Annotated in this window: 26 protein-coding genes and 1 pseudogene; 16 read left to right on the top strand and 11 right to left on the bottom strand. The window is 66.4% G+C overall.

Annotated features, from left to right (window positions below; translation table 11 throughout):
* Nucleotides 1-73 precede the first annotated feature (73 nt).
* Both gjpA and C1A30_RS34115 read left to right on the top strand, forming a co-directional pair.
* A complete protein-coding gene (gene gjpA, locus C1A30_RS34120) occupies nucleotides 74-1,738 on the top strand; it encodes an outer membrane porin GjpA (RefSeq protein ID WP_255413280.1) in 1,665 nt (554 codons plus the stop codon).
* 87 nt (nucleotides 1,739-1,825) lie between these two features.
* Complete coding sequence (locus tag C1A30_RS34115) at nucleotides 1,826-3,655, top strand: fatty acyl-AMP ligase (RefSeq protein WP_369974198.1); 1,830 nt, start codon at nucleotides 1,826-1,828, stop codon at nucleotides 3,653-3,655.
* On the opposite strand, the gene typA is transcribed toward C1A30_RS34115, so the two are convergent.
* Entirely contained in the window at nucleotides 3,652-5,547 is a 1,896-nt protein-coding gene (gene typA, locus C1A30_RS34110; protein ID WP_200828590.1) for a translational GTPase TypA, read from the bottom strand. The two genes, C1A30_RS34115 and typA, sit on opposite strands and share 4 nt — an antisense overlap.
* 232 nt (nucleotides 5,548-5,779) lie before the next feature.
* On the opposite strand from typA, the gene C1A30_RS34105 reads away from it, so the two are divergent.
* Nucleotides 5,780-6,040, top strand: a complete 261-nt coding sequence (locus tag C1A30_RS34105; protein ID WP_101952576.1) for a hypothetical protein — start codon at nucleotides 5,780-5,782, stop codon at nucleotides 6,038-6,040.
* 5 nt (nucleotides 6,041-6,045) lie between these two features.
* Here C1A30_RS34105 and C1A30_RS34100 read toward each other — a convergent pair whose 3' ends face one another.
* Nucleotides 6,046-6,747 carry a GntR family transcriptional regulator gene (locus tag C1A30_RS34100; RefSeq protein WP_101952575.1) on the bottom strand — a complete coding sequence of 234 codons (702 nt, stop codon included), beginning with the start codon at nucleotides 6,745-6,747 and terminating at the stop codon, nucleotides 6,046-6,048.
* Nucleotides 6,748-6,895: 148 nt separating this feature from the next.
* Here C1A30_RS34100 and C1A30_RS34095 point away from each other — a divergent pair, with 148 nt between their 5' ends.
* From C1A30_RS34095 to C1A30_RS34085, 3 genes are read left to right on the top strand one after another with little or no spacing between them, the layout of a single operon-like run.
* Nucleotides 6,896-8,434, top strand: coding sequence for an aldehyde dehydrogenase (locus C1A30_RS34095; RefSeq protein WP_101952574.1), 1,539 nt, complete (start codon nucleotides 6,896-6,898; stop codon nucleotides 8,432-8,434).
* 1 nt (nucleotide 8,435) lies between these two features.
* Nucleotides 8,436-9,143, top strand: a complete 708-nt coding sequence (locus C1A30_RS34090) for an enoyl-CoA hydratase/isomerase family protein (RefSeq protein ID WP_235010333.1) — start codon at nucleotides 8,436-8,438, stop codon at nucleotides 9,141-9,143.
* Between the two features lie 43 nt (nucleotides 9,144-9,186).
* Nucleotides 9,187-10,614: an MFS transporter gene (locus C1A30_RS34085; RefSeq protein WP_101952573.1), complete on the top strand. Its 1,428-nt coding sequence runs from the start codon at nucleotides 9,187-9,189 to the stop codon at nucleotides 10,612-10,614.
* Here the strand turns inward: C1A30_RS34085 and C1A30_RS36310 are convergent.
* Genes C1A30_RS36310 through C1A30_RS34070 form a run of 4 tightly spaced genes read right to left on the bottom strand, consistent with a single transcriptional unit; the run spans nucleotide 10,539 to nucleotide 12,318 of the window.
* A complete protein-coding gene (locus C1A30_RS36310; RefSeq protein WP_235010332.1) occupies nucleotides 10,539-10,712 on the bottom strand; it encodes a hypothetical protein in 174 nt (57 codons plus the stop codon). The genes C1A30_RS34085 and C1A30_RS36310 overlap by 76 nt on opposite strands.
* Nucleotides 10,688-11,524, bottom strand: a complete 837-nt coding sequence (locus tag C1A30_RS34080; RefSeq protein WP_235010331.1) for a hypothetical protein — start codon at nucleotides 11,522-11,524, stop codon at nucleotides 10,688-10,690. The genes C1A30_RS36310 and C1A30_RS34080 overlap by 25 nt, the downstream gene beginning before the upstream one ends.
* A gap of 46 nt (nucleotides 11,525-11,570) precedes the next feature.
* Nucleotides 11,571-11,960, bottom strand: coding sequence for a (deoxy)nucleoside triphosphate pyrophosphohydrolase (locus C1A30_RS34075; protein WP_101952572.1), 390 nt, complete (start codon nucleotides 11,958-11,960; stop codon nucleotides 11,571-11,573).
* Nucleotides 11,961-11,982: 22 nt separating this feature from the next.
* Nucleotides 11,983-12,318 carry a hypothetical protein gene (locus C1A30_RS34070; RefSeq protein ID WP_142392705.1) on the bottom strand — a complete coding sequence of 112 codons (336 nt, stop codon included), beginning with the start codon at nucleotides 12,316-12,318 and terminating at the stop codon, nucleotides 11,983-11,985.
* Nucleotides 12,319-12,387: 69 nt separating this feature from the next.
* On the opposite strand from C1A30_RS34070, the gene C1A30_RS34065 reads away from it, so the two are divergent.
* Entirely contained in the window at nucleotides 12,388-12,675 is a 288-nt protein-coding gene (locus C1A30_RS34065; protein WP_101952570.1) for a 4a-hydroxytetrahydrobiopterin dehydratase, read from the top strand.
* Here the strand turns inward: C1A30_RS34065 and C1A30_RS34060 are convergent.
* On the bottom strand, nucleotides 12,617-13,888 hold the full coding sequence (locus C1A30_RS34060; RefSeq protein ID WP_101952569.1) for a mannosyltransferase: 1,272 nt from the start codon (nucleotides 13,886-13,888) through the stop codon (nucleotides 12,617-12,619). The genes C1A30_RS34065 and C1A30_RS34060 overlap by 59 nt on opposite strands.
* A gap of 98 nt (nucleotides 13,889-13,986) precedes the next feature.
* On the opposite strand from C1A30_RS34060, the gene C1A30_RS34055 reads away from it, so the two are divergent.
* Both C1A30_RS34055 and C1A30_RS34050 read left to right on the top strand, forming a co-directional pair.
* Nucleotides 13,987-14,538 (top strand): hypothetical protein, encoded by a 552-nt coding sequence (locus C1A30_RS34055; RefSeq protein WP_101952568.1) that lies wholly within the window; start codon nucleotides 13,987-13,989, stop codon nucleotides 14,536-14,538.
* A gap of 44 nt (nucleotides 14,539-14,582) precedes the next feature.
* Nucleotides 14,583-15,554 (top strand): hypothetical protein, encoded by a 972-nt coding sequence (locus C1A30_RS34050; protein WP_101952567.1) that lies wholly within the window; start codon nucleotides 14,583-14,585, stop codon nucleotides 15,552-15,554.
* Between the two features lie 115 nt (nucleotides 15,555-15,669).
* Here the strand turns inward: C1A30_RS34050 and C1A30_RS34045 are convergent, their stop codons facing one another.
* Nucleotides 15,670-15,816, bottom strand: a complete 147-nt coding sequence (locus C1A30_RS34045; RefSeq protein ID WP_067802734.1) for a DUF1059 domain-containing protein — start codon at nucleotides 15,814-15,816, stop codon at nucleotides 15,670-15,672.
* Between the two features lie 33 nt (nucleotides 15,817-15,849).
* Between C1A30_RS34045 and C1A30_RS34040 the strand changes: the two genes are divergently transcribed.
* Both C1A30_RS34040 and C1A30_RS34035 read left to right on the top strand, forming a co-directional pair.
* Nucleotides 15,850-16,518, top strand: a complete 669-nt coding sequence (locus C1A30_RS34040) for a nitroreductase family protein (RefSeq protein WP_101953093.1) — start codon at nucleotides 15,850-15,852, stop codon at nucleotides 16,516-16,518.
* 75 nt (nucleotides 16,519-16,593) lie between these two features.
* Nucleotides 16,594-16,980: a recombinase family protein gene (locus C1A30_RS34035; RefSeq protein ID WP_101952566.1), complete on the top strand. Its 387-nt coding sequence runs from the start codon at nucleotides 16,594-16,596 to the stop codon at nucleotides 16,978-16,980.
* Here the strand turns inward: C1A30_RS34035 and C1A30_RS34030 are convergent.
* The gene (locus C1A30_RS34030; RefSeq protein ID WP_101952565.1) at nucleotides 16,977-17,555 is read right to left on the bottom strand and encodes an HhH-GPD-type base excision DNA repair protein; all 579 of its coding nucleotides are present in this window, start codon (nucleotides 17,553-17,555) and stop codon (nucleotides 16,977-16,979) included. The genes C1A30_RS34035 and C1A30_RS34030 overlap by 4 nt on opposite strands.
* Nucleotides 17,556-17,670: 115 nt before the next feature.
* On the opposite strand from C1A30_RS34030, the gene C1A30_RS34025 reads away from it, so the two are divergent.
* The 3 genes from C1A30_RS34025 (at nucleotide 17,671) to C1A30_RS34015 (ending at nucleotide 20,888) form a co-directional block, all read left to right on the top strand.
* The gene (locus tag C1A30_RS34025) at nucleotides 17,671-18,021 is read left to right on the top strand and encodes a DUF485 domain-containing protein (protein ID WP_101953092.1); all 351 of its coding nucleotides are present in this window, start codon (nucleotides 17,671-17,673) and stop codon (nucleotides 18,019-18,021) included.
* Nucleotides 18,018-19,649 (top strand): cation acetate symporter, encoded by a 1,632-nt coding sequence (locus C1A30_RS34020; RefSeq protein ID WP_101952564.1) that lies wholly within the window; start codon nucleotides 18,018-18,020, stop codon nucleotides 19,647-19,649. Before C1A30_RS34025 ends, C1A30_RS34020 begins: the two co-directional genes overlap by 4 nt.
* A gap of 96 nt (nucleotides 19,650-19,745) precedes the next feature.
* Nucleotides 19,746-20,888, top strand: a complete 1,143-nt coding sequence (locus tag C1A30_RS34015) for an MFS transporter (protein WP_101953090.1) — start codon at nucleotides 19,746-19,748, stop codon at nucleotides 20,886-20,888.
* Here the strand turns inward: C1A30_RS34015 and C1A30_RS34010 are convergent.
* The gene (locus C1A30_RS34010; RefSeq protein ID WP_101953091.1) at nucleotides 20,869-22,032 is read right to left on the bottom strand and encodes a sulfotransferase; all 1,164 of its coding nucleotides are present in this window, start codon (nucleotides 22,030-22,032) and stop codon (nucleotides 20,869-20,871) included. The genes C1A30_RS34015 and C1A30_RS34010 overlap by 20 nt on opposite strands.
* 112 nt (nucleotides 22,033-22,144) lie before the next feature.
* Here C1A30_RS34010 and C1A30_RS34005 point away from each other — a divergent pair, with 112 nt between their 5' ends.
* A complete protein-coding gene (locus tag C1A30_RS34005; protein ID WP_101952563.1) occupies nucleotides 22,145-22,720 on the top strand; it encodes a TetR/AcrR family transcriptional regulator in 576 nt (191 codons plus the stop codon).
* Nucleotides 22,717-23,820, top strand: a complete 1,104-nt coding sequence (locus C1A30_RS34000; protein ID WP_101952562.1) for a DUF1214 domain-containing protein — start codon at nucleotides 22,717-22,719, stop codon at nucleotides 23,818-23,820. Before C1A30_RS34005 ends, C1A30_RS34000 begins: the two co-directional genes overlap by 4 nt.
* Here C1A30_RS34000 and C1A30_RS33995 read toward each other — a convergent pair.
* A pseudogene (locus C1A30_RS33995) lies at nucleotides 23,786-24,260 on the bottom strand (nitrilase-related carbon-nitrogen hydrolase). The gene C1A30_RS34000 and the pseudogene C1A30_RS33995 overlap by 35 nt on opposite strands.
* Nucleotides 24,261-24,441 lie beyond the last annotated feature (181 nt).

Genomic DNA, 24,441 nt, shown 5'->3' with positions numbered 1-24,441 from the left:
CAGATTTGTGAACTTACGCCTGGGTAAATTTCGCACCGTCCAACAACACCGCACAACGTCAGTAGGGGTTGTCATGCAAGCAGCAGTTCGTCCGTATGCCTCCGGATGCGTAGCCCTGGTCGGGGCCAGCGTCATAGCTGTGTCTCCTGTCGCGCCGCCACTTCCCGACATTCACGTCCCGAATCCGCACCAGTTGGAGGCGATGGCGGTGCGGCTCACGGCTGGGTGGAATCCCTTCGAAGCGTGGCAGAACGCCTTCAACACCACATCCGCCAACGCGTCGACGCTCACCAACAACTTCTTCCTGGCGCCCGGCGTGGGGCTGCAGCAAGCGATCGTCAATCAGGTCGGCTATCTCAACCAGGTCCTCAACGACCCGTCGAGCCTCGGCTCCGTGTTGACGCAGATCGCCAACAATGTCCAGACCGTCGCGACGGGCATCACGGGGGTGAACCCGAGCGAGGCCACCGCCACGGCGGTCCAGGCCCACACCCTCGATGCCCTACACGGCGCCTTGGTCAGCCTGCTTCCCGAGTTCCTACCGCCGGATATCGATGCCGGAATCGTCACCAAGGTCCTGCAGGTCCTGTCGTCGCCGCTGAGTGGCCTGCTCATCGGCGCGGTCGGCCCCGTCATCGCTCCCGGGGTGGCACTGCTCAACAGCGCCCTTGCCGTCGGGGCCGCGCTGCAGGCCAGTGACCCGGCCGCGGCGTTGACCCACCTGTTGGACACGCCGGCGAACATGGTGAATGCCTTCTTCAACGGCGCCAACCTCGACCTCACCGCGCTGACGCCGCTGATCAATCAGTCGGGCGTGTTGCCGGCGGGCACCACGCTGGATGCGCTCGACTTCGCCTTCGGCGGGCTGTTCTCCGTCGGCAGCGTCTCGCAAGGCAGCTACACGCAGGGCGGCACTCTCGATCCCGGGATAACCACTCCCGGCGGTTCAATCCTGAACAGCCTGGGCCTCACCATCACAACCGACGCGCTCGGAGTACCCATCACCCTCCCCATTCCGAGCAACCCGGTCGGCCCGATCGGCGCCTTGCAGGCCATCTCACAAACGGTCGGGGTGCTACTCGGTGATCACTGGGACGGCAAGGACGCAGTGCAGGTTCCGCCGTTGTCCACCTTGCATTTCCCAACGCTGAGCACCATGGTCGCGGACGTCGAGGACGTCGAGGACACTGCCGCGGTCACCGCGGAAGCCCGCACCACGGCGCCTGAAGAAGCGACGGCCAAATTGGCAAGCCTGTCGACTTCCGGCACCACGGAGAGCACGCCCAAGACGGAGACCATTGGCGAGTCCTCCCCCGATGCCACGTCCACGGCGACGCCCCCGTCGACGGCTGACAGCACCGACGCCACGAAGACGGCGGCCGCGCCGGAATCCACCGGTCCGACGACCGGAACCTCAGGTGTTACAAGCGATTCGGCAACGAAGACCGACTCGACCACAGCGTCGAATGACACGAAGTCGTCGGATGCCGGCACTGACACGACCCCAGGCAACAAGGCGAAGCCGCGCAAGCGTGCCGGGTCAGACGCCCCCAAGTCGGGTGACACCGCCAGCGCGAAGGGCGGCACCGACGCGACGGCGGGCAAAGCGGACTCGTCCAACAGCGCAGCATCCGGTGGCGACAAAGCCGGTGGCGAGAAGGCCGGTGGCGCCGAAAAGGCAAGTGCCGGAAAGGCCAAAGGCGCTGACGCCGCATCGCACGGACGCCACGCCAAGTAGGAACATCTCAACCGGACCGCAGGTGGGCCTCCTCGGCCAGCACAACCGAGGAGGCCCATCTTCGGGTCCTCACTGGATCAGGGATAGGTGACGAAATTGCCACAGCACACGACGGCCCCCGCCGCCACGCTGCTGGACCTTCTGCGGCAGCGAGCCGAGGTTTACCGAGACAAGGTCGCGTTCAGCTTCTCGTACAACGGCGATGACGAAAACCGTACCCAGCTGACGTATCAAGAGCTGGACTTCAAGGCCCGAGCAATCGCGTCGCGCCTGCAACATCAGGGCGCAGCCGGGGAGCGCGTCCTGGTGCTGTGCCGCCCTGGTCTGGACCATGTCGCCGGATTCTTCGGCTGCATCTACGCGGGCGCTGTCGCGGTGCCCGTGCACGAGCGGCTGGCTCCGCGCTTGTCGTCGGTCGTTCCCGACGCGCAGGCCCGCTTCGCGCTCGCCACGGCCGAAACGCACGCGAACGTCAGAGCCGCGGTAGACGATTTGGACGAAGGGCGCCACCTGCAGTGGGGGCTGACCGACGACGTCGGCGACGCCGACAGCTGGGTGGCGCCGGACCTCGATCCGGACGCAATTGCCATGGTGCAGTACACATCTGGCTCGACTACGGCGCCCAAGGGTGTCGTGCTGACACACCGCAATCTTCTCCACAACATGGAGACCGTCCGTCAGGTCTGGGGCGGCGACGACACCGCCGTCAGTGTGTTCTGGCTACCGTCTCATCACGACATGGGTCTGATCGGCGCCATCCTCTCGATGCTCTACGTCGGGTGCACAACCCATCTCATGTCGCCGACGGCCTTCGTCAAGCGACCAATGAGATGGCTGGAAGCCATCTCCCGGCATCGCGCCACCTTCACCGTCGCGCCGAACTTCGCCTACGAGCTCTGCATCGAACAGAGCACCGCGGAAGAGCGTGCGGCACTTGATTTGTCGAGCCTTGCCATGGCCATGAACGGCGCGGAGCCGGTGCGTCCCGCGACTCTGCAGCGGTTCGCCGATGCCTTCGCTTCCTCCGGTTTCCGCCCGCAGGCGCAATTCCCGGTCTACGGATTAGCCGAAGCCACCCTGCTGGTATCGGGCGGATCGGACTCCGCGCTTCCCGTGGTGCACCACATCGATCGCGCTGCGCTGACCGAGGACCGCGTTGTCGACGTCGAACCCGAAAGTCAATCCGCCGTGGCGCTGATCGGTTGCGGTCGACCCGCAGGCGGCCAACGGGTGGTCATCGTCGATCCGGTGACGCGCCGCCCGTGCCGGGCGGATGAGGTCGGCGAGATCTGGATCGCGGGCCCCAGCGTCGCCCGGGGTTACTGGCAACGGCCGGAAGAAACCGAGCAGACGTTCTCGGCGTTTCTGTCGGGAACATCGGACGGGCCGTTCCTGCGCACCGGTGATCTGGGTTTCCTGCGCTCGGGGCAGCTGTTCATCACGGGACGTTGCAAGGACCTCATCACCATCCGCGGCGGCAACTACTACCCCAACGACATCGAGCTGACGGTGCAGGACTGCGATCCGGTGCTCGTATCGGGCCGCGGTGCGGCCTTTGCGATCACGCCGGGGCTGGGTGCGGTCGAACAGCTCGTCGTGGTGCAGGAGGTGCACCGCCATCGCGAGGTCGAACTCTACGACATCATCGACAAGATTTGGGTTGCGATCGCCGACCGGTACGGAATCCGAACGCACTCAGTGGTTTTGGTGGAGCATCTGTCGATCCCGACGACGTCGAGCGGCAAGATTCAGCGGGGCCAGTGCAAACGGCTGTTCCTCAACGGCGACCTCACCGCGGTCGCGCACTGGGGAGCACCGTCGGCGGGCGATGACCTGACCAAAGCCAAGACACTGGAGGTGGCGGTCACCGCGGCCGAGCTGTTGAAGGTGGCGTTGGCAACCCAGCAGCAGGTCTAACCGCGGGCTTTGGCGCGGGCCTTCGCCCTGGCCCGCTGGGTGGCGTCGAGTTCGACCTTGCGCACCCTGACCACCTCCGGCGTCACCTCGACGCATTCGTCGGCGGCGCAGAACTCCATCGCCTGCTCGAGGTCCAACTCCAGCGGGCGGGCCAGCGTCTCGATGACGTCGGCGGTGGAGCTGCGCATGTTGGTCAGCTTCTTCTCCCGGGTGACGTTGACGTCGAGGTCCTCGGCGCGCGGATTGATGCCGACCACCTGACCCTCGTAGGTGTCCTGGCCGGGTTCGACGAAGAACTGGCCGCGGTCGGCCAATTGGATCATCGCGAACGGGGTGATGGTGCCCGAGCGGTCCGACACCAGCGACCCGGTGTGCCGCGCCCGGATGTCCCCCGCCCACGGCCGGTAGCCGTCGAACACCGCGTTGGCGATACCGGTGCCGCGCGTCAGTGTCAGGAAGTCGGTGCGGAACCCGATCAACCCACGGCTGGGCACGATGAAGTCCATTCGCACCCAGCCCGCGGCGTGGTTGGTCATCTCCTCCATCCGGCCTTTCCGGCCGGCCATCAGCTGGGTGATGGCACCGACGAACTCCTCGGGGCAGTCGATGGTCATCGCCTCGAACGGTTCGTGCAGCTTGCCGTCGATCATCTGGGTGACCACCTGCGGCTTGCCGACCGTCAGTTCGAAGCCCTCGCGCCGCATCTGCTCGACGAGCACGGCCAGCGCCAGCTCACCGCGGCCCTGCACTTCCCACGCGTCGGGCCGGTCGATGTCGACGACCTTGATCGACACGTTGCCGACGAGTTCGGCGTCCAGCCGCGACTTCACCATCCGCGCGGTCAGCTTGTGGCCGGACACCTTGCCCGCCAATGGCGAGGTGTTGGTGCCGATGGTGACCGAGATGGCCGGCTCGTCGACGGTGATGCGCGGCAGCGCGTGCGCGTGATCCGGGTCCGCCAGCGTGTCGCCGATCATGATCTCGGGCAGGCCCGCGACGGCGACGATATCGCCCGCGAATGCGGAGTCCGTGCTGGTTCTTTCAACGCCTTCGGTCACCAGCAGTTCGGTGATCTTGGCGTTCGTGATCACCGGGTGGCCGTCGACCTCGCGCATCCAGGCGACCTGCTGGCCCTTGCGGATCTTGCCGTTGTAGATGCGGATCAGCGCGAGGCGGCCGAGGAACGTCGACGCGTCGAGGTTGGTCACCAGTGCCTGCAGCGGCGCCTCCGGATCGCCCTTCGGCGGCGGAATGTGCTCCAGCAGCACGTCGAACAGCGGGTCGAGGTTGTCCCCTTCTGGGTTTTCGCCGTTGGCCGGTTCGACGGTGCTGGCGATGCCCGCGCGACCTGACGCGTAGAGCGTCGGCAACCCGAGCGCGTTCTCCGCGGCCTTCTGGGCCTCCTCGTCGAGGTCGGAGGCGACGTCGAGCAACAGGTCGTGGCTTTCGTTGACCACCTCTGCGATGCGCGCGTCGGGCCGGTCGGTCTTGTTGACGACGAGGATCACCGGCAGGTGCGCGGCCAGCGCCTTGCGCAGCACGAAACGGGTCTGCGGCAGCGGGCCCTCGGAGGCGTCGACCAGGAGCAGGACTCCGTCGACCATCGACAGTCCGCGCTCGACCTCACCGCCGAAGTCGGCGTGGCCGGGGGTGTCGATGACATTGATCACCGTGGTCGAACCGTCCGGGTGCTTGCGGTGCACCGCGGTGTTCTTGGCCAGGATGGTGATGCCCTTTTCCTTCTCCAGGTCACCGGAGTCCATCAGGCGTTCGATGGCGTCGTCGCCGCGATGGTGCAGGGCGCCCGACTGGCGCAGCATCGCGTCGACGAGGGTCGTCTTCCCATGGTCGACATGGGCCACGATGGCGACGTTTCTGAAATCAGGGCGCAAATCCACCTTCAGATCATCCCAGTGTGGTCGGCCAATCACGAAAACGAGAGACGCCGGTCACTCGGCGGCCATCGGGGCGACGAACGTTCCGTACCGCTCGAAAATTCGCAAATTTTTCGAGCGGTACGGAACGTTCGGCAGCGGCTCGGGCTCTGTCAGGCTTACACATATGACTCACAGCTCGCGCGCGTAGCGTTTGAAGTGTTCGTCAAGACAGGTTGGAGGTTGACCTATGACGCTCGAAGAGGTCTTCACCATCACGGTCATCGCCGTTTTGGCGACCGCCGCGACCGCGGCGATCTACCTCGGACTGCTCAATTGGATGGGCGCGTTCTACGTCGTCCGGTGCGAAGCGTGCCATCACCTGACGTTCTCGTCGGCCAACCACGCGCAGGAATCATGCGCGCACTGCAGGCACCCGGCGTTGATGCACCCGATCTACTCGCTGCGCCACTCCGGTGTGCCCGTGGTCAACGACCGGCTGCATTACTAACCGCGTCAAGCCGTTCCGCCGACACCCAGGATCCCGAAAGTCATTGACGCGCTGGGCTCTTCGGCCGTCGCGGCGTCGCTGTCCAGCAGGAACCGCAGGATGAAATCGTGTGACGTCGAGAGGTGTTTACGCGTCAACTCGGCAGCGGCGATGGCGTCGCCGCGGCTCACCGCTTCGTAGATCTGCCGGTGCTCCTCATGCAGATGCCCCATGTCGCCGAACACGCCGACATGCAGGTAGAGATAGCGGTCGGTCAGTCGCCGCAGTTGTTCGGTCAGGTGGATCATCGTGGGCCGGTTCGCCTGCGTGTAGATCAGCGCGTGGAACTGCGTGTTGAGCTCCAGCCACTCGTGTGGTGACGGCCCGGCCTCCATCGTCTCCAGCATCGAGGCCATCCGGGTCAGTTCGGCCCGCCCGACGTTCGGCACGGCGATTCTGGTCAGCACCGGCTCGACCGCCTCGCGCAATTCGTAAAGCTCCTGTAGCTCGGCGACCGAGAGCCTGCGCACCACGGCGGTGGCGGCACTGATGTCGACCAACCCCTCACTCGCCAGCGCCTGAAGCGCGTCGCGGGCGGGCATCCGGCTGACGCCGTACTCGCTGGCGATCTGCTGCTGTGACAGCCGCGTCCCCGGGCGGAGTTCTCCGCTCAGCAACCGCTGCCGAAGCGCGTGGGCGACTCGGCCTGCCGCGGACTCACTCGCCATGTCGCCTCTCTCGAACCCTCACCGTCGGACATGCGTGGCAAACCGAGTCTATCGGACCCGAAATGTATCCCCTTGCAGCCTGTGACACACATCGACTAGCTTGCGGTATACGAGTTCATGTTTTGGTATACGACTTGGAGCCTGCGCGATGACCTTGATCGACTCCCCCTCTGACACCACCGCAGATCAGCGACGGCCCTATCCGACCGGGCTGCTGATCGGCGGTCGCGAGGTCGAGGGGCGGGCAAAGCCCATCCGCGTCATCAATCCCGCGACCGGCGAGCTGATCGCCGAGGTGGCAGGCGCCAGCGCCGAGGATGTCGACGACGCCGTTCGCACCGCCAACGACGCCTTCCGGCATGGCGTCTGGCGGACCATGCCGATCCACGACCGGGCCCGGCTGATCCACCGGTTCGCCGACGGCATCGAAGCGCACATGTCCGAGCTGTACGAGCTCGAGACGCTGAACAACGGACGACCGATCACCGAGACCAAGGCACAGATCACCCGGTTGGCGGAGTGGTACCGGTACAACGCCGCACTGCTGCTCGCCGACCGCACCTCGGTGGTTCCGCTGCGCGGTGACTACCACTCCTACACCAGCCGGTTCCCGATCGGCGTGGTCGGCATCCTGGCATCGTTCAACCACCCGATGATGATCGCGTCCAAGAGTCTGGCGCCTGCCTTGGCAACGGGAAACACGGTGGTGCTCAAGCCTTCTGAGCAGACGCCGCTGACCGCGCTGCTGCTCGGCAAGATCGCGATCGAGGCCGGCATCCCCGACGGTGTACTCAACGTGGTCCCCGGCCTCGGCCCGACGGCCGGAGCAGCGCTCACCGAACACCCGTTGGTCAAGAAGGCGGTGTTCACCGGCGGCACTGAACCCGGCAGGGCGATCGCGGTGGCGACGGCGAAACGCTTCGCCAAGGCGACACTCGAATTGGGCGGTAAGTCACCGGTTCTCATCTTCGACGACACCCCGGTCGACGTGGCCGCGCGCGGTGCCGCCTTCGGCGGATTCATCGGCGCCGGCCAGACCTGTATCGCGGGCAGCAGGCTGCTGATCCAACGCACGGTGTACGACGACGTGGTCGCCGCACTTGCCGAGGTCGCGGCGTCGGTGCGCATCGGCGATCCGGCACTCGCGACAACCCAACTGGGACCGGTCATTTCGAAACGCGCTCAGCAGCGCATCCTCAACTACGTCGACATCGCGGTCGCCGAAGGGGCGCGGGTGGTCACCGGAGGGCGGGCCGCCGACGTGCCCGGTCTGCCCGGCGGCTTCTTCGTCGAACCGACGGTGTTGGCCGACGTGACCAACGACATGCGGGTCGCACGGGAGGAGATCTTCGGACCGGTGGTCGTCGCCATTCCGTTCGACGACGAGGCGGATGCCATTGCGATGGCCAACGATTCCGACTTCGGACTGGGTTCGTCGATCTGGACGCGGGATGTGGCTCGCGCGCACCGGGTGGCCGGCCAACTGGAGACGGGCATGGTGTGGATCAACGACCACCACCGCTTGGACCCATCGTCGCCGTGGGGCGGCGTGCGCGACAGCGGGGTGGGCAGAGAGGGCGGTTGGGAGTCGTTCCACGACTTCACCCATGTCCGTGCGGTCACCGTCAGAACCGCGCCCGACGACGTCGACTGGTACGGCGGCGTGGCGACGGATCGGCTGAACTGAGGTGGCGGGCCTGCGCGTCGAATCCACGTCGGACGGCGTCCTCGAAGTGGTCGTCGACCGGCCACCGCACAACCTGTTGACCGTCGAATTGTGCGCCGAACTCACCGAACTGCTGCGCCACCCGCCTGCGGGCGCCCACGTCGTGGTGTTGCGCGCCAACGGGACGGTGTTCTGCCTGGGCCGGGAACGTGCGGGCGCGACGCCTGGCGATCTCGTCTCCGAAACCCGGATCCTGGTTGGGCTGCATCAGGCGCTGCGCGACTCGCCATTGGTGACTATCGCCGAAGTACACGGTGACGCAGCGGGTTTCGGGGTCGGTTTGATCGCGGCATGTGACGTCGCGATCGCCGTTTCCGACGCCCAGTTCTCGTTCCCCGAGGTGGGTATCAACCTGGCGCCTGCCCTGGTGCTGGCGTGGCTGCCGCGCGTGGTCGGCGAGCGAGAAGCGTTCTGGCTCACGGCGACCGGTGAATCGATCAGTGCGAACCGCGCCCGGGACATGGGTCTGGTGAACGAGGTCGTCAGCGGAGCCGACGCCTTGACCAAGGAAGTGGCCGAGCGGGTGGCCGCACTGCGGGCTCGACACCCGCGCATTCATTCCGAGATCAAAGACCTCCTGCGGGCGTTTCGTTCGCTCGACGAGGACCAGGCGCTCGAGTTCAGCGTGAATCGGTTGGTGGTCGGGGCGCTCCGCCGCGACGACGTTTGACAAGTCAGCAAGAATCTCGTTCCAAGTGGCAAAGGAGCCAGCTATGACCGCAGGGACCGCGGGCGCGCGCACGCCGTGGCACCGGGAGATCACCCGATACCAATGGTCGGTGCTGTTGGCGACCACCCTGGGCTGGGCCCTCGACGGGTTTGACTACAGCCTGTTCACCCAAGTCGCCGGGCCTGCGACCACCGATCTGCTCGGGCATCCGTCCACCTTTCACGCCGGCCTCGCCGTCACCGTGTTCCTGACGGGCTGGGCGATCGGCGCGATCATGTTCGGCGTGATCGCGGACTATGTGGGCCGGGTCCGCGTGCTGATGACCGGCGTGCTGCTCTACTCGGTGTTCACCGCGCTCGCCGTCGCGGTGGTGAATTACGAGCAGTTCGTCGCGTTCCGGTTCATTGCCGGTATCGGGTCGGGGGTGGAGCTTCCGATCGGCGCGGCGTTGGTGGCCGAGGCATGGTCGAGCAGCAGGCACCGCGCCAAGGCCAGCGGGGTGATGATGTCGGGGCTGGCTCTCGGCGCGCTGTTGTCCGCCGTGGTCTACAACTTTGTCGGTCATCTCGGGTGGCGGTGGACGATGGCGTTCGGCCTGCTTCCCGCGCTCCTGGTGTTCTACATCCGCCGCACCGTGCACGAGCCCGAGTCGATGGTCGAGGTGAAAGCGGCACGCAGGCAACGCAAAGCGGAACGCTCAGCGGGAGCCGCCAAGGCCGCCACCGACCGCTTCGTACTCGTCCGGCTGTTCACCAAACCGCTGCTGTCGACCACTGTCGCCTGCACGCTCATCTGCATCGGCGCGCTGTTCGCGTTCTGGGGCGTCACCACATGGACACCGGCCAACATCCGGGTCGTCATGGCCGACCAGGGCGTCACCGGCGCCGAGGTGGTCACCGCCGTCGCGTGGGGCACGGCGATGCTGAACATCGGCGGCGCAATCGGTTATGCCAGTTGGGGTTTCATCGCCGACAAGATCGGCAGGAAGAACACCTTCGTGATGAGCGTGCTGATCGGGCTCGGCGCGATCTGCGCCCTCTATCCGTTCGCGCACAGCTACGCGATGTATCTGGCGTTGCTTCCCGTCGTCGGCTTCGGTGTGTTCGGAACGATCGGCGGGTCGGCTGTGTACTTCCCTGAACTGTTCGGACCTTCGGTGCGGGCGTCGGCGATGGCGGTGACCAACAGCATCGGTCGCTTCTTCACCGCCGCCGGGCCGCTCTTCGCGGGCGTGATCGCGACTAGCTGGTTCGGCGGAAGCATCGCGATGGCGACGACGGTGGTGTCTGCACTGATCGTCATCGTGTTCATCGGGCTGTTCCGCCTGCCGGAAACCCACGGCCGCTTCATCCACGGCGAAGAGCTTGCGACGGTTGAGAATACAGCCGACCAGGCCTATGGATACGACATGAGCACCATCACCCGGCCGTCGGATGACGGGTCGGGGAAGTCACTCTCGTCGAAGCCGTAGTACTGCAGTTGGGTGTCGGTGATGGCGTCGATCACCTTGCCCTGTGTCTTGATCTCACCGTCCGCCACGTCCTTCATCGCGCCGACGAAGTCGGGCACCGACAACGATTCGGCCAGCAGCAGCGCTTCACCGCCTGAGGCAAGTTGCACCAGCACACCGGCGCCCGAGTAGTTGTTGCCACCGCGACCCGTGCCGCGCGGCGCCCAGTAAACCGCTTCAGAGGCCAACGAGCCTTCGACCCTGCGGTACTGGTCGACGGCGTCGACGCTGTCGGCAACGGTGACGACCGGCAGCTTGGCGATCTCCCACGCCAGCTTCCGTTGCGAGGACCCAGCGTCGGCGGCCTGGGCGTCGAGTTGCGTGCGGCCGAACCGGAAGACGTACCAGGCCAATACGCGCCCAGGGCCATCAACGCCAGGATGACCAGGCCGACGGTGCCCGCCACTCGCCAGTAGAAGGCGCTGTCGCCCTGATTGGCCGTCGTCGCCACCATCACCGCAGGGATGGGTGCGGTGAGAAGCAGCAGCAGCGCATACGACGGGTGGCTGGTGAGGTACTTGTAATGCGCGGTCCACTGCGGATTGCCAACGGCCACCACGTAATCCCCGACGTCGGCCTTGATCATCGGCGTCCAGCTGCCGTCCACCACCCGCGGCCGGATCAGGTTCTTGACGAAGAAGAATCCGCACACCAGCGACACCACCAGCGCGCCCCAGAAGACGCCCGGCAGCGAGCCGCCGGTGCCGGGCACACCGAACGCGCCGCGAATGTCGATGAGCTTGGCGATGAAGAAGGCCAGCGGTAAGGCGACGAACAGCTCGACGAGCCAAATCTGCATCAGTTGCGGAATCCGCGACCCGATCCGGTCGAAGGCGAGCACACCCCGCCAGATGAACCGCAGCACGCGCATGGATGGGAAGAATAATGTGTGCCGCGTTTGCGGGCGCAAACATGAATCACGCGGTGAGCGCGTTCTTGAGGTGACCGACCCACGCACGGTCCGCAGGCACCCACGGCAGGCCGTCGAGTTCCTCGGCACCCACCCAGCGCAGCGCGCTGTGATCGTTGGGACACAGGGCGCCGCCGGTCTGCGTCACGCGGTAGGCACGCAGCGTCATCGTCGGGCTCAACATGACGTCGTCGCCGATGCGCGAACCCACGCTGACGTCGACGCCCAGCTCTTCACGCAGCTCGCGCACCAGGGCCTCGGCGTCGGTCTCGCCCGCCGCCACTTTCCCGCCGGGCAGTTCCCACAGCCCGGCCAACTCCGGCGGTCGTGCCCGCTGGGCGACCAGCAGCAGGGGACCCGAGATCAGCGCACCGGCAACGACGATCTGGTTCGACACTGCCGCGACGGTATACGGCGCGTCAGCCGCTTGGGAACAGATGCGGAAACAGCTGGTGCAACAGCGAGCGCCCCGGATCGGGTGGCGGAGGCGTCATCATCTCCGCCGTCAGCTGCGCGGCCTGCGACGCGTCGAACGGGACCGGCTCCTGGGTGACGGTGGGCGACGGTATCGGGGCGACAGCGCTCGTCGCGCTGGGCGTGGACACCGCCGCCGTCGTCGTCGGCGGCAACGAAACCGGTTGCCTTGGTGGGTGTTCGGCGCTGTCGGACACCCCGAAGACCGACACGACCAGCCCGACCAACAGGACGACCAGCAACCCGCCCGCGGCGACAACAGAGACAGAACGCCGATGCACACCTCAATCCTGCGAAATGTGTCTGTCAGGGACCTGTCAGGCGAACCACGCTCGCGCTACGTTGGCTAGATGGCTGTGTTGACGGACGACCAAGTAGATGCCGCGCTGCCGGACCTACCCGGCTGGGCACGCGCTGGTGGCGCACTGCGCCGCTCGGTCAAGTTTCCCGCCTTCCTCGACGGTATCGACGCCGTGCGCCGCGTCGGCGAGAAGGCGGAGCAGAAAGACCATCACCCCGACATCGACATCCGCTGGCGGACAGTGACTTTTGCGTTGGTGACGCATTCGGAGGGCGGAATCACCGAGAGGGATCTGGCGATGGCGCGGGAGATAAATCAGATCGTCGGGAACCCGTAGCGGCGATCCACCCAAGCGTCGCCAGCGTGGCGACGATGTAGATCAGGCCGGCCCAGGCCAGGTACCACGGCCGGGAGATCACCCAGATCGTCGGCTGCGCGAAGCTCAGCAGCCACGGCACGCCGATCAGGGTGAGGACGAGCCAGCCCCAGCCCAGCACTCTTGCGCCGAGGCGGTGCCGCAGCGGGCCGTGCAGCAGCCAGATCATCAGCGGGATCAGCCACACCCAGTGATGGGTCCACGAGATCGGCGACAGCAGCAGCCCGAACAGTTGCACGATGACGATGGCGCCGAGCCGGTCGGCAGCACCGCCGATGGCGCGCCACGCAAGCACCGCGAGCACCGCAGTGACCACGATGCCTGTTATCACGATCGGCCCGTAGCCGGCGTCGTGTCCGAGGATCCGCGAAATCCCGCCGCGCCATGACTGGTTGAACGACGTCCCGATCGGGCCCACGCGGTCGGCGTTGCCGAGCAATTCCGTGAAGTAGTAACGGGTTTGGTCGCCGACGACGAGCGCAGAGACCGCGATGGTCGCGAAGAACACCACCGCAGAGAACACCACGGCGCCCCATCGCCTCGCGCCGACGAAGTACAAACCGGACACCGCAGGCGTGAGTTTCACACCTGCCGCGAGTCCGACCAGCAGCCCGGACAGCCACCAGCGCGTGCTGTAGACGGCGTACAACACGGCCAGCGTGAGGAGCACGTTGATCTGGCCGTAGTCGAAGGTGCTGCGCAGCGGTTCGATCCAGATGCCCACCGCGGTCCACACCATCGCGATGCGTCGATCGCTCTGCGGACCGGTCACCAGTCGCTGGCTGATCCGCGCCACACCGTAGAGCGCGGCGATGATGCCGAGTTGCCAAGCGAACGCGAGGATTCCGAACGGAATCAGATGCAGTGGATAGAACACGACGGCCGCGAACGGCGGATAGGTGAAGGGCAGCGGAAAGTCGGGCGTCTGGTCGGCGTAGACGTAGTCGTACAGCGTGCCGCGGTGGTCGAGTGCCGCCGCGCCGCCGACATACACGCGAAGGTCGACGAAGTTGGCGCCGTTGGGCACCAGGTAGGTCCACGCGAAGCGCGCGGCGATGCTGAGCGCCAAAAGCACGGGCGCCGCGGCGGCCAAGCGGGCGGCCATGCGCGGTGCGGCGTCAGTCGAGGTGTCTATCCGCCCGACTCTAGCGACGGTCACCGATTCCCTTCGCATCCGTAACGGTTGAATAACCGCCACACGTGTCACTTGAGTAACACCAGTAACTGGACGACTGTCGGGCCCAGGCGTGCCACCAACGAATTGGGAGAACCATGAAATTCACCAGAAAAATGCTTGTCACCAGCATGATCGCCGCGGCGAGTGCGGTACCGGTCGCATTGGGACTCAGCGCCACCGCGGCAGCTGAGCCGGCAGCCGCGCCGGCGCCCACTCCTGGCGTGCCCGGCCTGCCGTTCCTGCAGCAGTTGGCGACCAACCCGGCCGCCGCGACCACCCTGATGCAGGGCCTGACGTCAGTGCTCAGCGGTACGCAGGCCGCGGCTCCTGCGGCGGCGCCAGCGGCCACCCCCGCGCCGCCCGCGACGGCGTCGCTCACGCTTCCGCAGGCTCCGGCGGCCCCCGCGGCCGCACCGGCTGCTGCCGCCGCACCGGCGCCGCAGAACCTGTTGTCCGGATTGCCGACCGGCCTCGCCTCGCTGCTGCCGCAGGGCATGCCGTTGGCAGGCCTGTTGCCCGCGGCGACTCCGGCGGCCGCACCCGCGGCTCCGGTTGCCGCTCCCGCCGCCCCGGCTGCTCCTGCTGCTGCCCCTGCACCGGCCGCGAGCGTCGCACCGCTGTTGATGCCGTTGTCGGCCCTGCCGTGACGACACCTGCGCAGCGATAACCACTACCAGGAATCGGGGACATCATGGGATCGATCAGGACGAAGTTCGGCGGCGCCGCGGCCGTCGTCGGGTCGTCGGTAGCGCTGCTGTTGGGTGGAATGGTGCCGGCGGCCAATGCCGACCCGGCGCCCGCGCCGCTGCCGATCGATGCGTTGCAGGCGCCGGGCTTGTCGGCGGTGCAGGGCATCGGCCCGGCGATACAACAGGCCGCGGCGGATCCGACCAACGCCGCCTCGATGTTGATGGCCGCCGCGGCCGCTTTCGCGGGAAACTCGGCGCTGCCGTCGGATTCGCGGAACGTGGCGACGGCTGTGAACCAGTTCGTCGCTCACGTCCCCGCGCCCGGCGCGGTGCCGGGCGCGGAGGCGCATCTGCCGCTGGGGGTTGATCCGGCGCACGCCGTCGGTCCGGTGCCCGATGCGGCACCGGTGCTCCCGCCCGCTCCGGCACCCGCGGCGGCTCCAGCGGCGGCACCCGCGGCGATTCCGGTTGCAGCGGCGGCACCCGCCCCCGAGGCGGCTCCGGCACCCGCGCCCGCACCCGATCCCGCGGCTGCCCCGGCCACGGCGCCCGGCTTCGGTCCTGACTCACCGACGACGCAGGACTTCCTGTATCCGTCGATCAGCAACGGGTGCCTGGCCGACGGCGGCAATGTGTTGGCGACCGCGATCTCGGTCGCGGGTCCGGCGAAGATCCCGTCGCCCGGACCGACCGCGGGCCAGACGGCCTATGTGTTCACCGCGATCGGCACCCCCGCGCCCGCGGCGGAGCAGAAGCTGCCGTTGAACGTCACGTGGGTGAATCTGACGACGGGCAAGTCGGGCAGCGCGACGCTGAAGCCGCGGCCTGATATCAACCCGAACGGGCCGACGACGCTGTCGGCCATCGTCGACACCGGCTCGGGCAGCATCATCTCGACGATCTTCGGACAGGTCACCACGGTCGACAAGCAGTGCCAATTCATGCCGACGATCGGCTCGACGGTCGTTCCCTAGTTCGGCGTGGACCCGCAACACACCGTCAAGAAGTAGCGTTGCCGCCCGAGTGATTTCGCCACCTCCGCGGCCGGTGGGCGGGGAAACAACCGACAACCAGACCGTGCCGTGACGGTCAGTAGGCCATAAAGAGGATCATGTCCCGGTCGTACTCGCGGCCGGGATGTGCCTCGGCCAGATGAGCCTGGGCCTTCTCGACGAGGTCGTCCTCGTCCTTGCCGGTGATGGCCTCACCACAGGGACAGTTCAGATGAGTCTTCATATGTTCACAATCGCATATCGGAAGATGGCGGTCATGGACTTGTATGACGTGATGCGCACCACCGGCGCGGCCCGCCGATTCACCGACGACCCCGTGCCGGACGAAGTCATCGAGCGCATCCTCGACAACGCCCGCTTCGCACCCAGCGGCGGCAACCGCCAGGGAGCGCGGGTGATCGTCGTACGGGAGGAGGCCACCCGCGAGGCGATCGTCGAACTCAGCGTCACCGGCGCGCAGCGCTACATCGCGCAGTCCAGAAACGGCGAGGGCCCGTGGAACCCGGTGCGGCCCATGAAGGTTTCGCCCGAACAGGTCGCCGCCACCGAGGTGCCGGCCCAGCTCGGCGCGCCCGTGCTCAGCGCCGCCGCGGTCCTCGTCGTCACAGTGGATCTCAACGTCTGCGCGGCGTTCGACCAGAATCTCGACCGCATCGGCGTCATCGCGGGCGCCTCGATCTATCCGCTCGTCTGGAACATCCTGCTCGCTGCGCGCAACGAAGGCTACGGCGGCGTGCTGACCACCATGGCAGTGGCCGAGGAGCCACGTGTCAAAGAACTGCTCGGCATCCCCGACGACTACGCGATCGCCGCCATCCTTCCGATCGGTAAACCGGTCAAGCAGTTCTCCAAACTGACCCGCAAGCCGGTCACCGAACTGGCGACCCGCGAACGCTTCGACGGCGAGCCGTTTGTCGTCGGGTAACGGTTCGGCAGTTAGCTGAAATCGATGCGGTGTCATCGCTTCCCTTCGCGACGGCAGCCGTGAGACCTTGGATCGGTGACCTGCACGCTGGGCTACGCCACAGCCAGCGCCGCCGAGCAGAACCTTGAAGGACAGCTCGCGGAACTCAATGCTGCAGGCGTCGACCCGCGACGGGTGTTCACCGACAAGTTGTCCGATACCGCCGAGCGCGCCCGCGCCGGCCTGCACGCGATGTTGAGCTACGCGCGTTCGGGCGACACCGTCGTGGTGGTCGCGGTCGACCGCCTGGGCCGCTCGGCCGCCGAGGTGACGCGCACCATCGCCGACCTCACCGACCGCGGAATCAGGCTGCGCACGTTGAAGGAAGGCCTCGACACCGGGACGTCGACGGGCCGCGTCGTCGCCCACATCCTGACGTCACTGGCCCAACTCGACCTGCAGCACGACCACCGCGCGAGCTAGGCCTTCGCAGCCTTGGCTGCCGCCTTCGCCTGCTTCTTGTACGACCGCACCTTTTCCAGCGACCCCGCGTCTGTCACGTCGGCCACCGACATGAACGACCCGGCCTTGCCGTAGTCCCCCGCCGCTTGCCGCCACCCCTTCGGCGTCACCCCGTACTGCTTGCCCAGCAGCGCGAGGAAGATCTTGGCCTTCTGCTCGCCGAACCCCGGCAGCGCCTTGATTCGACGCAACACCTCGGGCCCGTCCGGATCGCCCCCTGTCCACAGCGCCGACGCGTCACCGTCGTACTGGTCGACGATGATCTGCGCCAGATCCTGGATCCGCTTTGCCATGGATCCCGGAAAGCGGTGAATTGCAGGAGTTTTCGAGCACAGCGCCGCGAATTTGTCGGGGTCGTAATCGGCGATCTCGCGGGCGTCCACCCCGCCCATCCGGTCGGCGATCTTCTTCGGCCCCGCGAACGCCGCCTCCATCGGGTACTGCTGGTCGAGAAGCATGCCCACCAGCAGCGCAAACGGATTGGACTCCAGCAGCGCGTCGGCCGCCGGGTCTTGAACTAGCTGCAGTTTCGCCACTTCGTCAGTCTAGATCCCGCGTTTGAGCTTGGAGTTGCCTGGGAACTAGCTTATTGTGACGCAGGTCTCACCGCGCGGCCGCGCGCACAACTACACATCGAGGTCAGGAGTCACCGTGCCCGGGACCCAACATCCACCGCAGGAAACCATTGTCAGCGGCGAAGAGTATCTGGCCGTGCAGTCCAGTCCGGAGTTTCACGAGTTGCGAAACAGGCTGCGCCGCTTCGTCTTTCCGATGAGCGCGGTATTCCTGGTCTGGTACTTCGCCTACGTGCTGCTCGGCGCGTTCGCACATGACTTCATGGCCATCAAGGTGTGGGGCAACATCAACGTCGGATTGCTCATCGGCCTCGGCCAATTCGTGTCGACATTCGTCATCACAGGAATCTACGTCCGGTTCGCCAACCGTGAACTCGACCCGCGCGCTGCAGCCATTCGCGCCAAGCTAGAAGGCGGTGCGGCGTGACCGTCGACATCCTTGCCGCCGAGGCCGTCGGCAACCCTGTCGCCAACATCGGCATCTTCGCGCTGTTCGTCGCGATCACCCTGTTCATCGTGATCCGGGCCAGCAAGAAGAACACCACCGCCGCCGAATTCTTCACTGCGGGACGCGCCTTCACCGGCCCGCAGAACGGCATCGCGATATCGGGCGACTATCTGTCTGCGGCCAGCTTCCTCGGCATCGCAGGCGCCATCGCGGTTTACGGTTACGACGGCTTCCTGTATTCCATCGGGTTCCTGGTCGCGTGGCTGGTCGCCCTGCTGCTGGTGGCCGAATTGCTCAGGAACTCAGGCAAATTCACCATGGCCGATGTGCTGAGCTTCCGGCTCAGGCAACGGCCGGTACGCATCGCCGCGGCCACCACCACCCTGGCCGTGTGCCTGTTCTACCTGCTCGCCCAGATGGCGGGCGCGGGCGGCCTGGTCGCGCTGCTGCTCAACGTCACCGGCGATCTGGGCCAGGCGCTGGTGATCGCCGTCGTCGGCTTGTTGATGATCGTCTACGTCCTGATCGGCGGGATGAAGGGCACCACCTGGGTGCAGATCATCAAGGCCGTGCTGCTGATCGGCGGCGCCGCGCTGATGACCGTCATCGTGCTCGGCAAGTTCGGGTTGAACTTCTCCGACATCCTCGGCGCCGCACAGAACGCGGTGTCCAGTTCGGCCAACGAGGCAGTCGCCAAGCGCGACGTGCTGGCGCCCGGTGCCCAGTACGGCACGTCGCTGACGTCGCAGATCAACTTCATCTCGCTGGCGCTGGCCCTGGTGCTCGGCACCGCGGGCCTGCCGCACGTGCTGATGCGCTTCTACACGGTGCCGACGGCCAAAGAGGCCCGCCGCTCGGTGGTCTGGGCGATCGTGTTGATCGGCGCGTTCTATCTGTTCACGCTGGCACTGGGTTACGGCGCCGCCGCGCTGGTCGGCCCTGACGAGATCCTGGCGGCGCCTGGCGCGCAGAACTCGGCCGCGCCGTTGCTCGCCTTCGAACTCGGTGGCGTGATCCTGCTCGGCGTGATCTCCGCGGTCGCGTTCGCGACCATCCTCGCGGTGGTAGCCGGCCTGACCATCACGGCCGCAACCTCATTCGCACACGACATCTACGCCAGCGTGATGAAGAGCCATCAGGTGACCGAGGACGAACAGGTGCGGGTCTCCCGCATCACGGTCGTCGTGCTCGGCATTCTCGCGATCGGCCTCGGCATCCTGGCCGCCGAACAGAACATCGCCTTCCTGGTCGCACTGGCGTTCGCGGTCGCGGCGGCGGCCAACCTGCCGACGATCCTGTACTCGCTGTACTGGCCGCGGTTCAACACCCGCGGCGCACTGTGGAGCATGTACGGCGGCCTGATCTCCACGATCGTGCTGATCGTCTTCTCCCCCGCGGTCTCCGGCGCCAAGACCGCGATGCTGCCGAACGTCGACTTCGCCTGGTTCCCGCTGGCCAATCCGGGCATCGTGTCGATTCCGCTGGCGTTTTTGCTCGGCATCGTCGGCACCCTGAGCTCACCCGAGCGCGGCGATCCGGCGGTCAACGCCGAATTCGAGGTGCGCTCGCTAACCGGGATCGGCGCGGAGAAGGCCGTCAGCCACTAAACCGCGGGATTACCGAGGCGTCCAGGTGGGTTATCTTCACGCGTGACCGCTCGACGTTTCACCTTCGGCCTGTTGGCCTACGCGTTCGCGGCCATCATGGTCGGCACCACGTTGCCGACGCCGATGTATGCGCTGTACGGCGAGCACATGCACTTTGCGGTGTTGACCACCACGGTGATCTACGCGTCGTACGCGGGCGGCGTGCTGTTCGCCCTGCTGGTGTTCGGACGCTGGTCCGATGCGATCGGCAGACGGCCCGTGCTGCTGGCGGGTGTGGTGGCGGCGCTGGCGAGCGCCGCGGTCTTCCTCGCCGCCGACTCGGTGTCGCTGCTGCTCGTCGGGCGTGTGTTGTCCGGCCTGTCGGCCGGCATCTTCACCGGTACCGCCACCGCGGCCGTCATCGAGGCCGCACCCGAGTCGTGGCGCACCAAGGCCGCGGCGGTGGCGACGGTCGCCAACATGGGCGGCCTCGGCGTGGGGCCGTTGTTGGCGGGCCTGCTGGTGGAGTACGCGCCTGCGCCGCTGAAGCTCAGCTTCGTCGTGCACATTGTGCTGGCGGTGTTGGCGGGCGTAGCGGTGTTCGTCGTCCCGGAAACATCTGCGCGCACGGGCAGCATCGGTGTGCAGCGGTTGTCGGTGCCTCCCGAGGTGCGCGCGGTTTTCGTGGTCGCCTCGCTTGCCGCATTCGCCGGCTTCGCGGTGACCGGGCTGTTCGCCGCGGTGGCTCCGTCGTTCCTCTCCGGGGTCGTCGGCATCGACAACCACGCGGTGGCCGGGCTGATCGCCAGCACCATCTTCTTCGCGTCCGCGGTGGCCCAGCTCGCCGCGCGCAACCTCGATCCGAACCGCGCCGTCGCGATCGGTTGCGCGATCCTGGTGGCGGGCATGGTGGTTCTCGCCGTGGCGCTGGAGGTTTCGTCACTGGCCGGACTGATCGCGGCCGCGGTGGTGACGGGTATCGGGCAGGGCATCAGCTTCAGCCGCGGCCTGGCGGCGGTCGCCGAACTCACACCCGCCGACCGTCGGGCCGAGGTCAGTTCGACGTACTTCGTCGTCGCGTACGTCGCGATCTCACTGCCGGTGGTCGGTGAAGGCGTCGCGGCGCGGCACTGGGGCTTGCAGACTGCCGGTGTGACTTTCGCGATCGCCGTCGCGATCCTGTCGGCCATCTGCCTGGTGGGCATCCTGATACTCGAGGCGCGGCAGTCGCGTGAGGTCGTCAGTTCAGGAATCGGCTGACGTAGGGAGCGAAACGCTCACGCATCTGGTTCTGGTCCAGCCCGAACATCTCACACGACGTCGCCACCGTGCCGAGCCTGCCGCGCTGGTGGCCCGCCAGGTAATTCGCGATCGCCGCGCGAGTCTCGCCGGTCATCGGTTCCCCGACGAGTCCGAAAACACGTTCGGCGACACCGAGTTCGTCGGCCATGAAATCGTCGAAGGTCACGTCGATCGAGCGTTCCGGGGCGACGACGTCGCGATCGCGGACGAGCGCGTCGAGCATCGCGGCAAGCCGGTCGATCCAGGCCGCGGCGATCTGCTCGACCGGGACCGGTGACCGGTGCATCCGCGCGGAGTAGACGAGCATCGCGACCATCGAGATGGCCACCGGGATCGGATCGCGGTGTGTGCACACCACCGCGACACCCGGGAACACCTTGTCCAGCACCGGAAGCTGTTCGAGGTGCTGGGGCGACTTGAGCAGCCAGCGCCTGCCCCCACGCAGGAATTGCAGCGCCCGCAGTTGAGTCGCCAGATACTCGTACGTCGACGTCTGGTCATGGCTGAGGTAGTAGGACTCCCACCGCGGGACGTACGCCAGGGTCTCCATGAACATCGTGGAGAAGTCGTTGGCCAGCAACTGGATTTCCTCGTGCACGTGTTCGGTGGTCATCTCGTGCATGAGCGCGAAATGCGGCATCAGCGTGTTCATCACGCTCACCGCCACGTCCATCCGCGCAACCCGCGGATCCGGTTCGACGCCGGCCTCCGCGGGCAGCGGGAACGGTTCGAAACTCTCCCAGTAGGGCAACGTCCGAAATGTGGACGCCGTTGCGAGCAGGTTGTGCAGATGCGTGGTGCCGGTGCGCGGCAGGCCTGCAATCACCACCGGCGGCAGCAGGTCGATGTCGTGAATCTCGGGATGCCGCTTCAACAAATCGGTCAGCAGTAGCCGGTTCTTCAGCCATTGCGACAGCTGGCCGAAGAAGTTGACGATGCCCGGCGCGTGCATGTCGTCGATGTCATGCAGCGCCGCCAGGTAGACGTCGAGGCGTTCGCGGTAGTCGTCGGATCCGAAATCGTCGAGACCCGTGTCGGCGATCGCCCTGGCGTGCAACGCGTCCGCCTCGAGCGGACAGTCTGCCGCCAACATGGTCATCATCTCGCGGATCTGTTGTGCCTCAACGCTGAAGTGCGGCTCGGCGAGGTCATCGAGATGCACCAATCCCGGTGTGGCGTGGGTCACGCCGACTTATGTTACTCTGAGTTTCGTAATGACGGTAGAGATCGGCAGACCCCGCGACGCACGTATCGACGGTGCGGTGCTGCGCGCGACGGTCGACCTGCTCGGTGAGACCGGGTACGCCGCGCTCTCGGTCGACGCGATCGCGCGCCGGGCGCACACCAGCAAGCCCGCGATCTACCGGCGCTGGCCGAGCAAGGCGCACCTGGTGCACGAGGCGGTCTTTCCGATCGACAGCGGGACGGACCTGCCCGACACCGGTTCGCTGGTCGGCGACGTTCGTGAAATGGTGCGCCGCACGGCGGCGGTGCTGACCACGCCGGCGGCACGCGCGGCGTTGCCTGGCCTTGTCGGCGAGATGGCCGCCGAGGAGACCCTGCACGCGGCCCTGCTGGCGCGGTTCAGCGGGATCCTGTCGCAGGGACTGACCGAACGCCTGGAAAAAGCGCTGGCGCGCAACGAGATTCGTCCCGACGTCACGGCGGCGGATCTGACCGAGGCCCTGGCGGGCATCACGTTCCTTGCGCTGCTCACTCGCGGCGCAGCACTCGACGATGACTGGGTCGAGCGCACCGCCACCTTGATACTGAGAGGAATTAGTGCGTGACCCACGAATCGACCGCCGCGTGGCATGAGCTGCTGGAAACGCTTGGCAGTCTTGACCGTTCATTCCTCGAAGGTGACCGCGCGGTCAGCGACGACCGGCACATCGCCGACGGCTACCGGATGCTCGCCACCACGCTGGGCGTGGCCTTCGACACCTACCTGTTCGCAGAGCCAAGTCGGCCGATGTTCGTCGAACTCAATACGCCGTTCCGGCGCGACCGCCGGTGGGGCGGGGACAACACGGACGCCTATTACTACATGTGCCCCGTCGACCCGAAGCGCCGCTACCGCATCAGCGGTAACCGTGGCGACAGCGTGTACTTCTCGGTGACGGCGTACAACGAACCCGCGCCCGGCACCTGGTCCGACCGGATCGTTGCGCTCGTGCGCGACGACGACCTCGATTTCGACGGCGACGGCAACTTCTCGTTCGAGTTGGCGCCGACACCCGACGCCGCGGTGCTGTTGACCCGCGACTACCAGGCCGATCCGATGACGGGACGCCCTGTCCGTTGGCGCATCGAGGCACTCGACGAGCCCGAACCGATTCGGCACGGCGACGCCGAGACGGCCGCCGCACTGCGGGCCAGCGCCGCGTGGCTGCGGACGATGTTCGCGATCGTGCCGCTCGCCGTCGGGGTGCGCGTCGACGACACGCACGCACTCGGGCACGAGATATCGCAAGTGGCAAACCAATTCGCCGATCCGTACCAGGTGCCCGATGCCAACTTCGGCTGGTCCGCGCGCGACGCGTGTTACGCGTACGGCAGTTTCGTGCTCGACGACGACGAAGCGCTCGTCATCACCCATCGGCCGCCGCAGTGCCGGTTCTGGAATCTGGTGGTGTGGAACCAGTTCATGGCCACCCACAACGTCAACGATGCGCGCAGCTCGGTCAACGGCCACAGCGTCGTGCCCAATTCGGACGGTTCGGTGACGATCGTGGTCTCTCACGGGCTGACGGCGCACCCGAATTCGCTGACCACACTGGACTATCCGCGCGGCAACCTCGCGTTCCGCTGGTTCCTGGCCGACGAGGTGCCCGCCAGGCCCGAGGTGCAGTTGGTCAAGGCGTCCGAAGCGCCGACCACGACGAGCTAGCTACCAGGCCTCGCCCGTCGCCCTGTCCCCAGCGGATGCGTTCGTGATACGTCGGCGTGACCTTGTGCCTGCGCTGGACGAGTGTGCCGTCGGCGTCAAAGAGCAGCTGAGTATTGAACAAAATGCCACCGTTCTCTTTCGGTGACACCGATGGCGACCACGACGCCCGCTTGCCGAGCAGCTTCACTGAGCGCGTCGATCGCGGGGGACGGAATGGTGACGGCCCGCTCCATCAGCCTGAGATGCTCAGCGGCGAGTTTGAACGGGGGCTGGACGAAGCTGAAGTAGGGGTAGTACGGGACGACGGCTTCGGGGAACGTCGCGAACTGCACCTTTCGACTGCCCAACTCGGCGATCTTACCGACGATCTTCTCAACGGTCTTCTCGCGGCTGTAGAGCACTGGACTCAATTGAACCGCCGCGGTTCGTATCACAGTCATGAGAATTCCTTACCTCGATGTATATTCCGTTGGTGGCCAGAATGATTGAGAGCATTTCGTCACGGCCGTAACAGTGGCAGCGCCTGTGAGACTGTAGATGTTCCTCGACGGGTCGTGGCCTACGCTTCAAACAGTCGACTTCTCTGCCTGTACGCCACGTAGGCACTGACACCGAACGTGA

Origin of the sequence: Mycobacterium sp. 3519A, from assembly GCF_900240945.1 — a bacterium.
In the GTDB taxonomy this organism is placed as follows: domain Bacteria; phylum Actinomycetota; class Actinomycetes; order Mycobacteriales; family Mycobacteriaceae; genus Mycobacterium.
Note: the sequence above shows the minus strand (reverse complement) of the source record. Positions and strands in the feature narration are given on the sequence as shown.

Coding starts and splice junctions, on each gene's coding strand:
- C1A30_RS34005 (WP_101952563.1), top strand. CDS start 22,145: ATGACGGTAGAGATCGGCAGACCCCGCGACGCACGTATCGACGGTGCG.
- C1A30_RS34100 (WP_101952575.1), bottom strand. CDS start 6,747: ATGGCGAGTGAGTCCGCGGCAGGCCGAGTCGCCCACGCGCTTCGGCAG.
- C1A30_RS34050 (WP_101952567.1), top strand. CDS start 14,583: ATGGGATCGATCAGGACGAAGTTCGGCGGCGCCGCGGCCGTCGTCGGG.
- C1A30_RS34105 (WP_101952576.1), top strand. CDS start 5,780: ATGACGCTCGAAGAGGTCTTCACCATCACGGTCATCGCCGTTTTGGCG.
- C1A30_RS34055 (WP_101952568.1), top strand. CDS start 13,987: ATGAAATTCACCAGAAAAATGCTTGTCACCAGCATGATCGCCGCGGCG.
- C1A30_RS34040 (WP_101953093.1), top strand. CDS start 15,850: ATGGACTTGTATGACGTGATGCGCACCACCGGCGCGGCCCGCCGATTC.
- C1A30_RS34045 (WP_067802734.1), bottom strand. CDS start 15,816: ATGAAGACTCATCTGAACTGTCCCTGTGGTGAGGCCATCACCGGCAAG.
- C1A30_RS34060 (WP_101952569.1), bottom strand. CDS start 13,888: ATGCGAAGGGAATCGGTGACCGTCGCTAGAGTCGGGCGGATAGACACC.
- C1A30_RS34085 (WP_101952573.1), top strand. CDS start 9,187: ATGACCGCAGGGACCGCGGGCGCGCGCACGCCGTGGCACCGGGAGATC.
- C1A30_RS34080 (WP_235010331.1), bottom strand. CDS start 11,524: ATGCGCGTGCTGCGGTTCATCTGGCGGGGTGTGCTCGCCTTCGACCGG.
- C1A30_RS34095 (WP_101952574.1), top strand. CDS start 6,896: ATGACCTTGATCGACTCCCCCTCTGACACCACCGCAGATCAGCGACGG.
- C1A30_RS34010 (WP_101953091.1), bottom strand. CDS start 22,032: ATGATGACCATGTTGGCGGCAGACTGTCCGCTCGAGGCGGACGCGTTG.
- gjpA (WP_255413280.1), top strand. CDS start 74: ATGCAAGCAGCAGTTCGTCCGTATGCCTCCGGATGCGTAGCCCTGGTC.
- C1A30_RS34065 (WP_101952570.1), top strand. CDS start 12,388: ATGGCTGTGTTGACGGACGACCAAGTAGATGCCGCGCTGCCGGACCTA.
- C1A30_RS34015 (WP_101953090.1), top strand. CDS start 19,746: ATGGTCGGCACCACGTTGCCGACGCCGATGTATGCGCTGTACGGCGAG.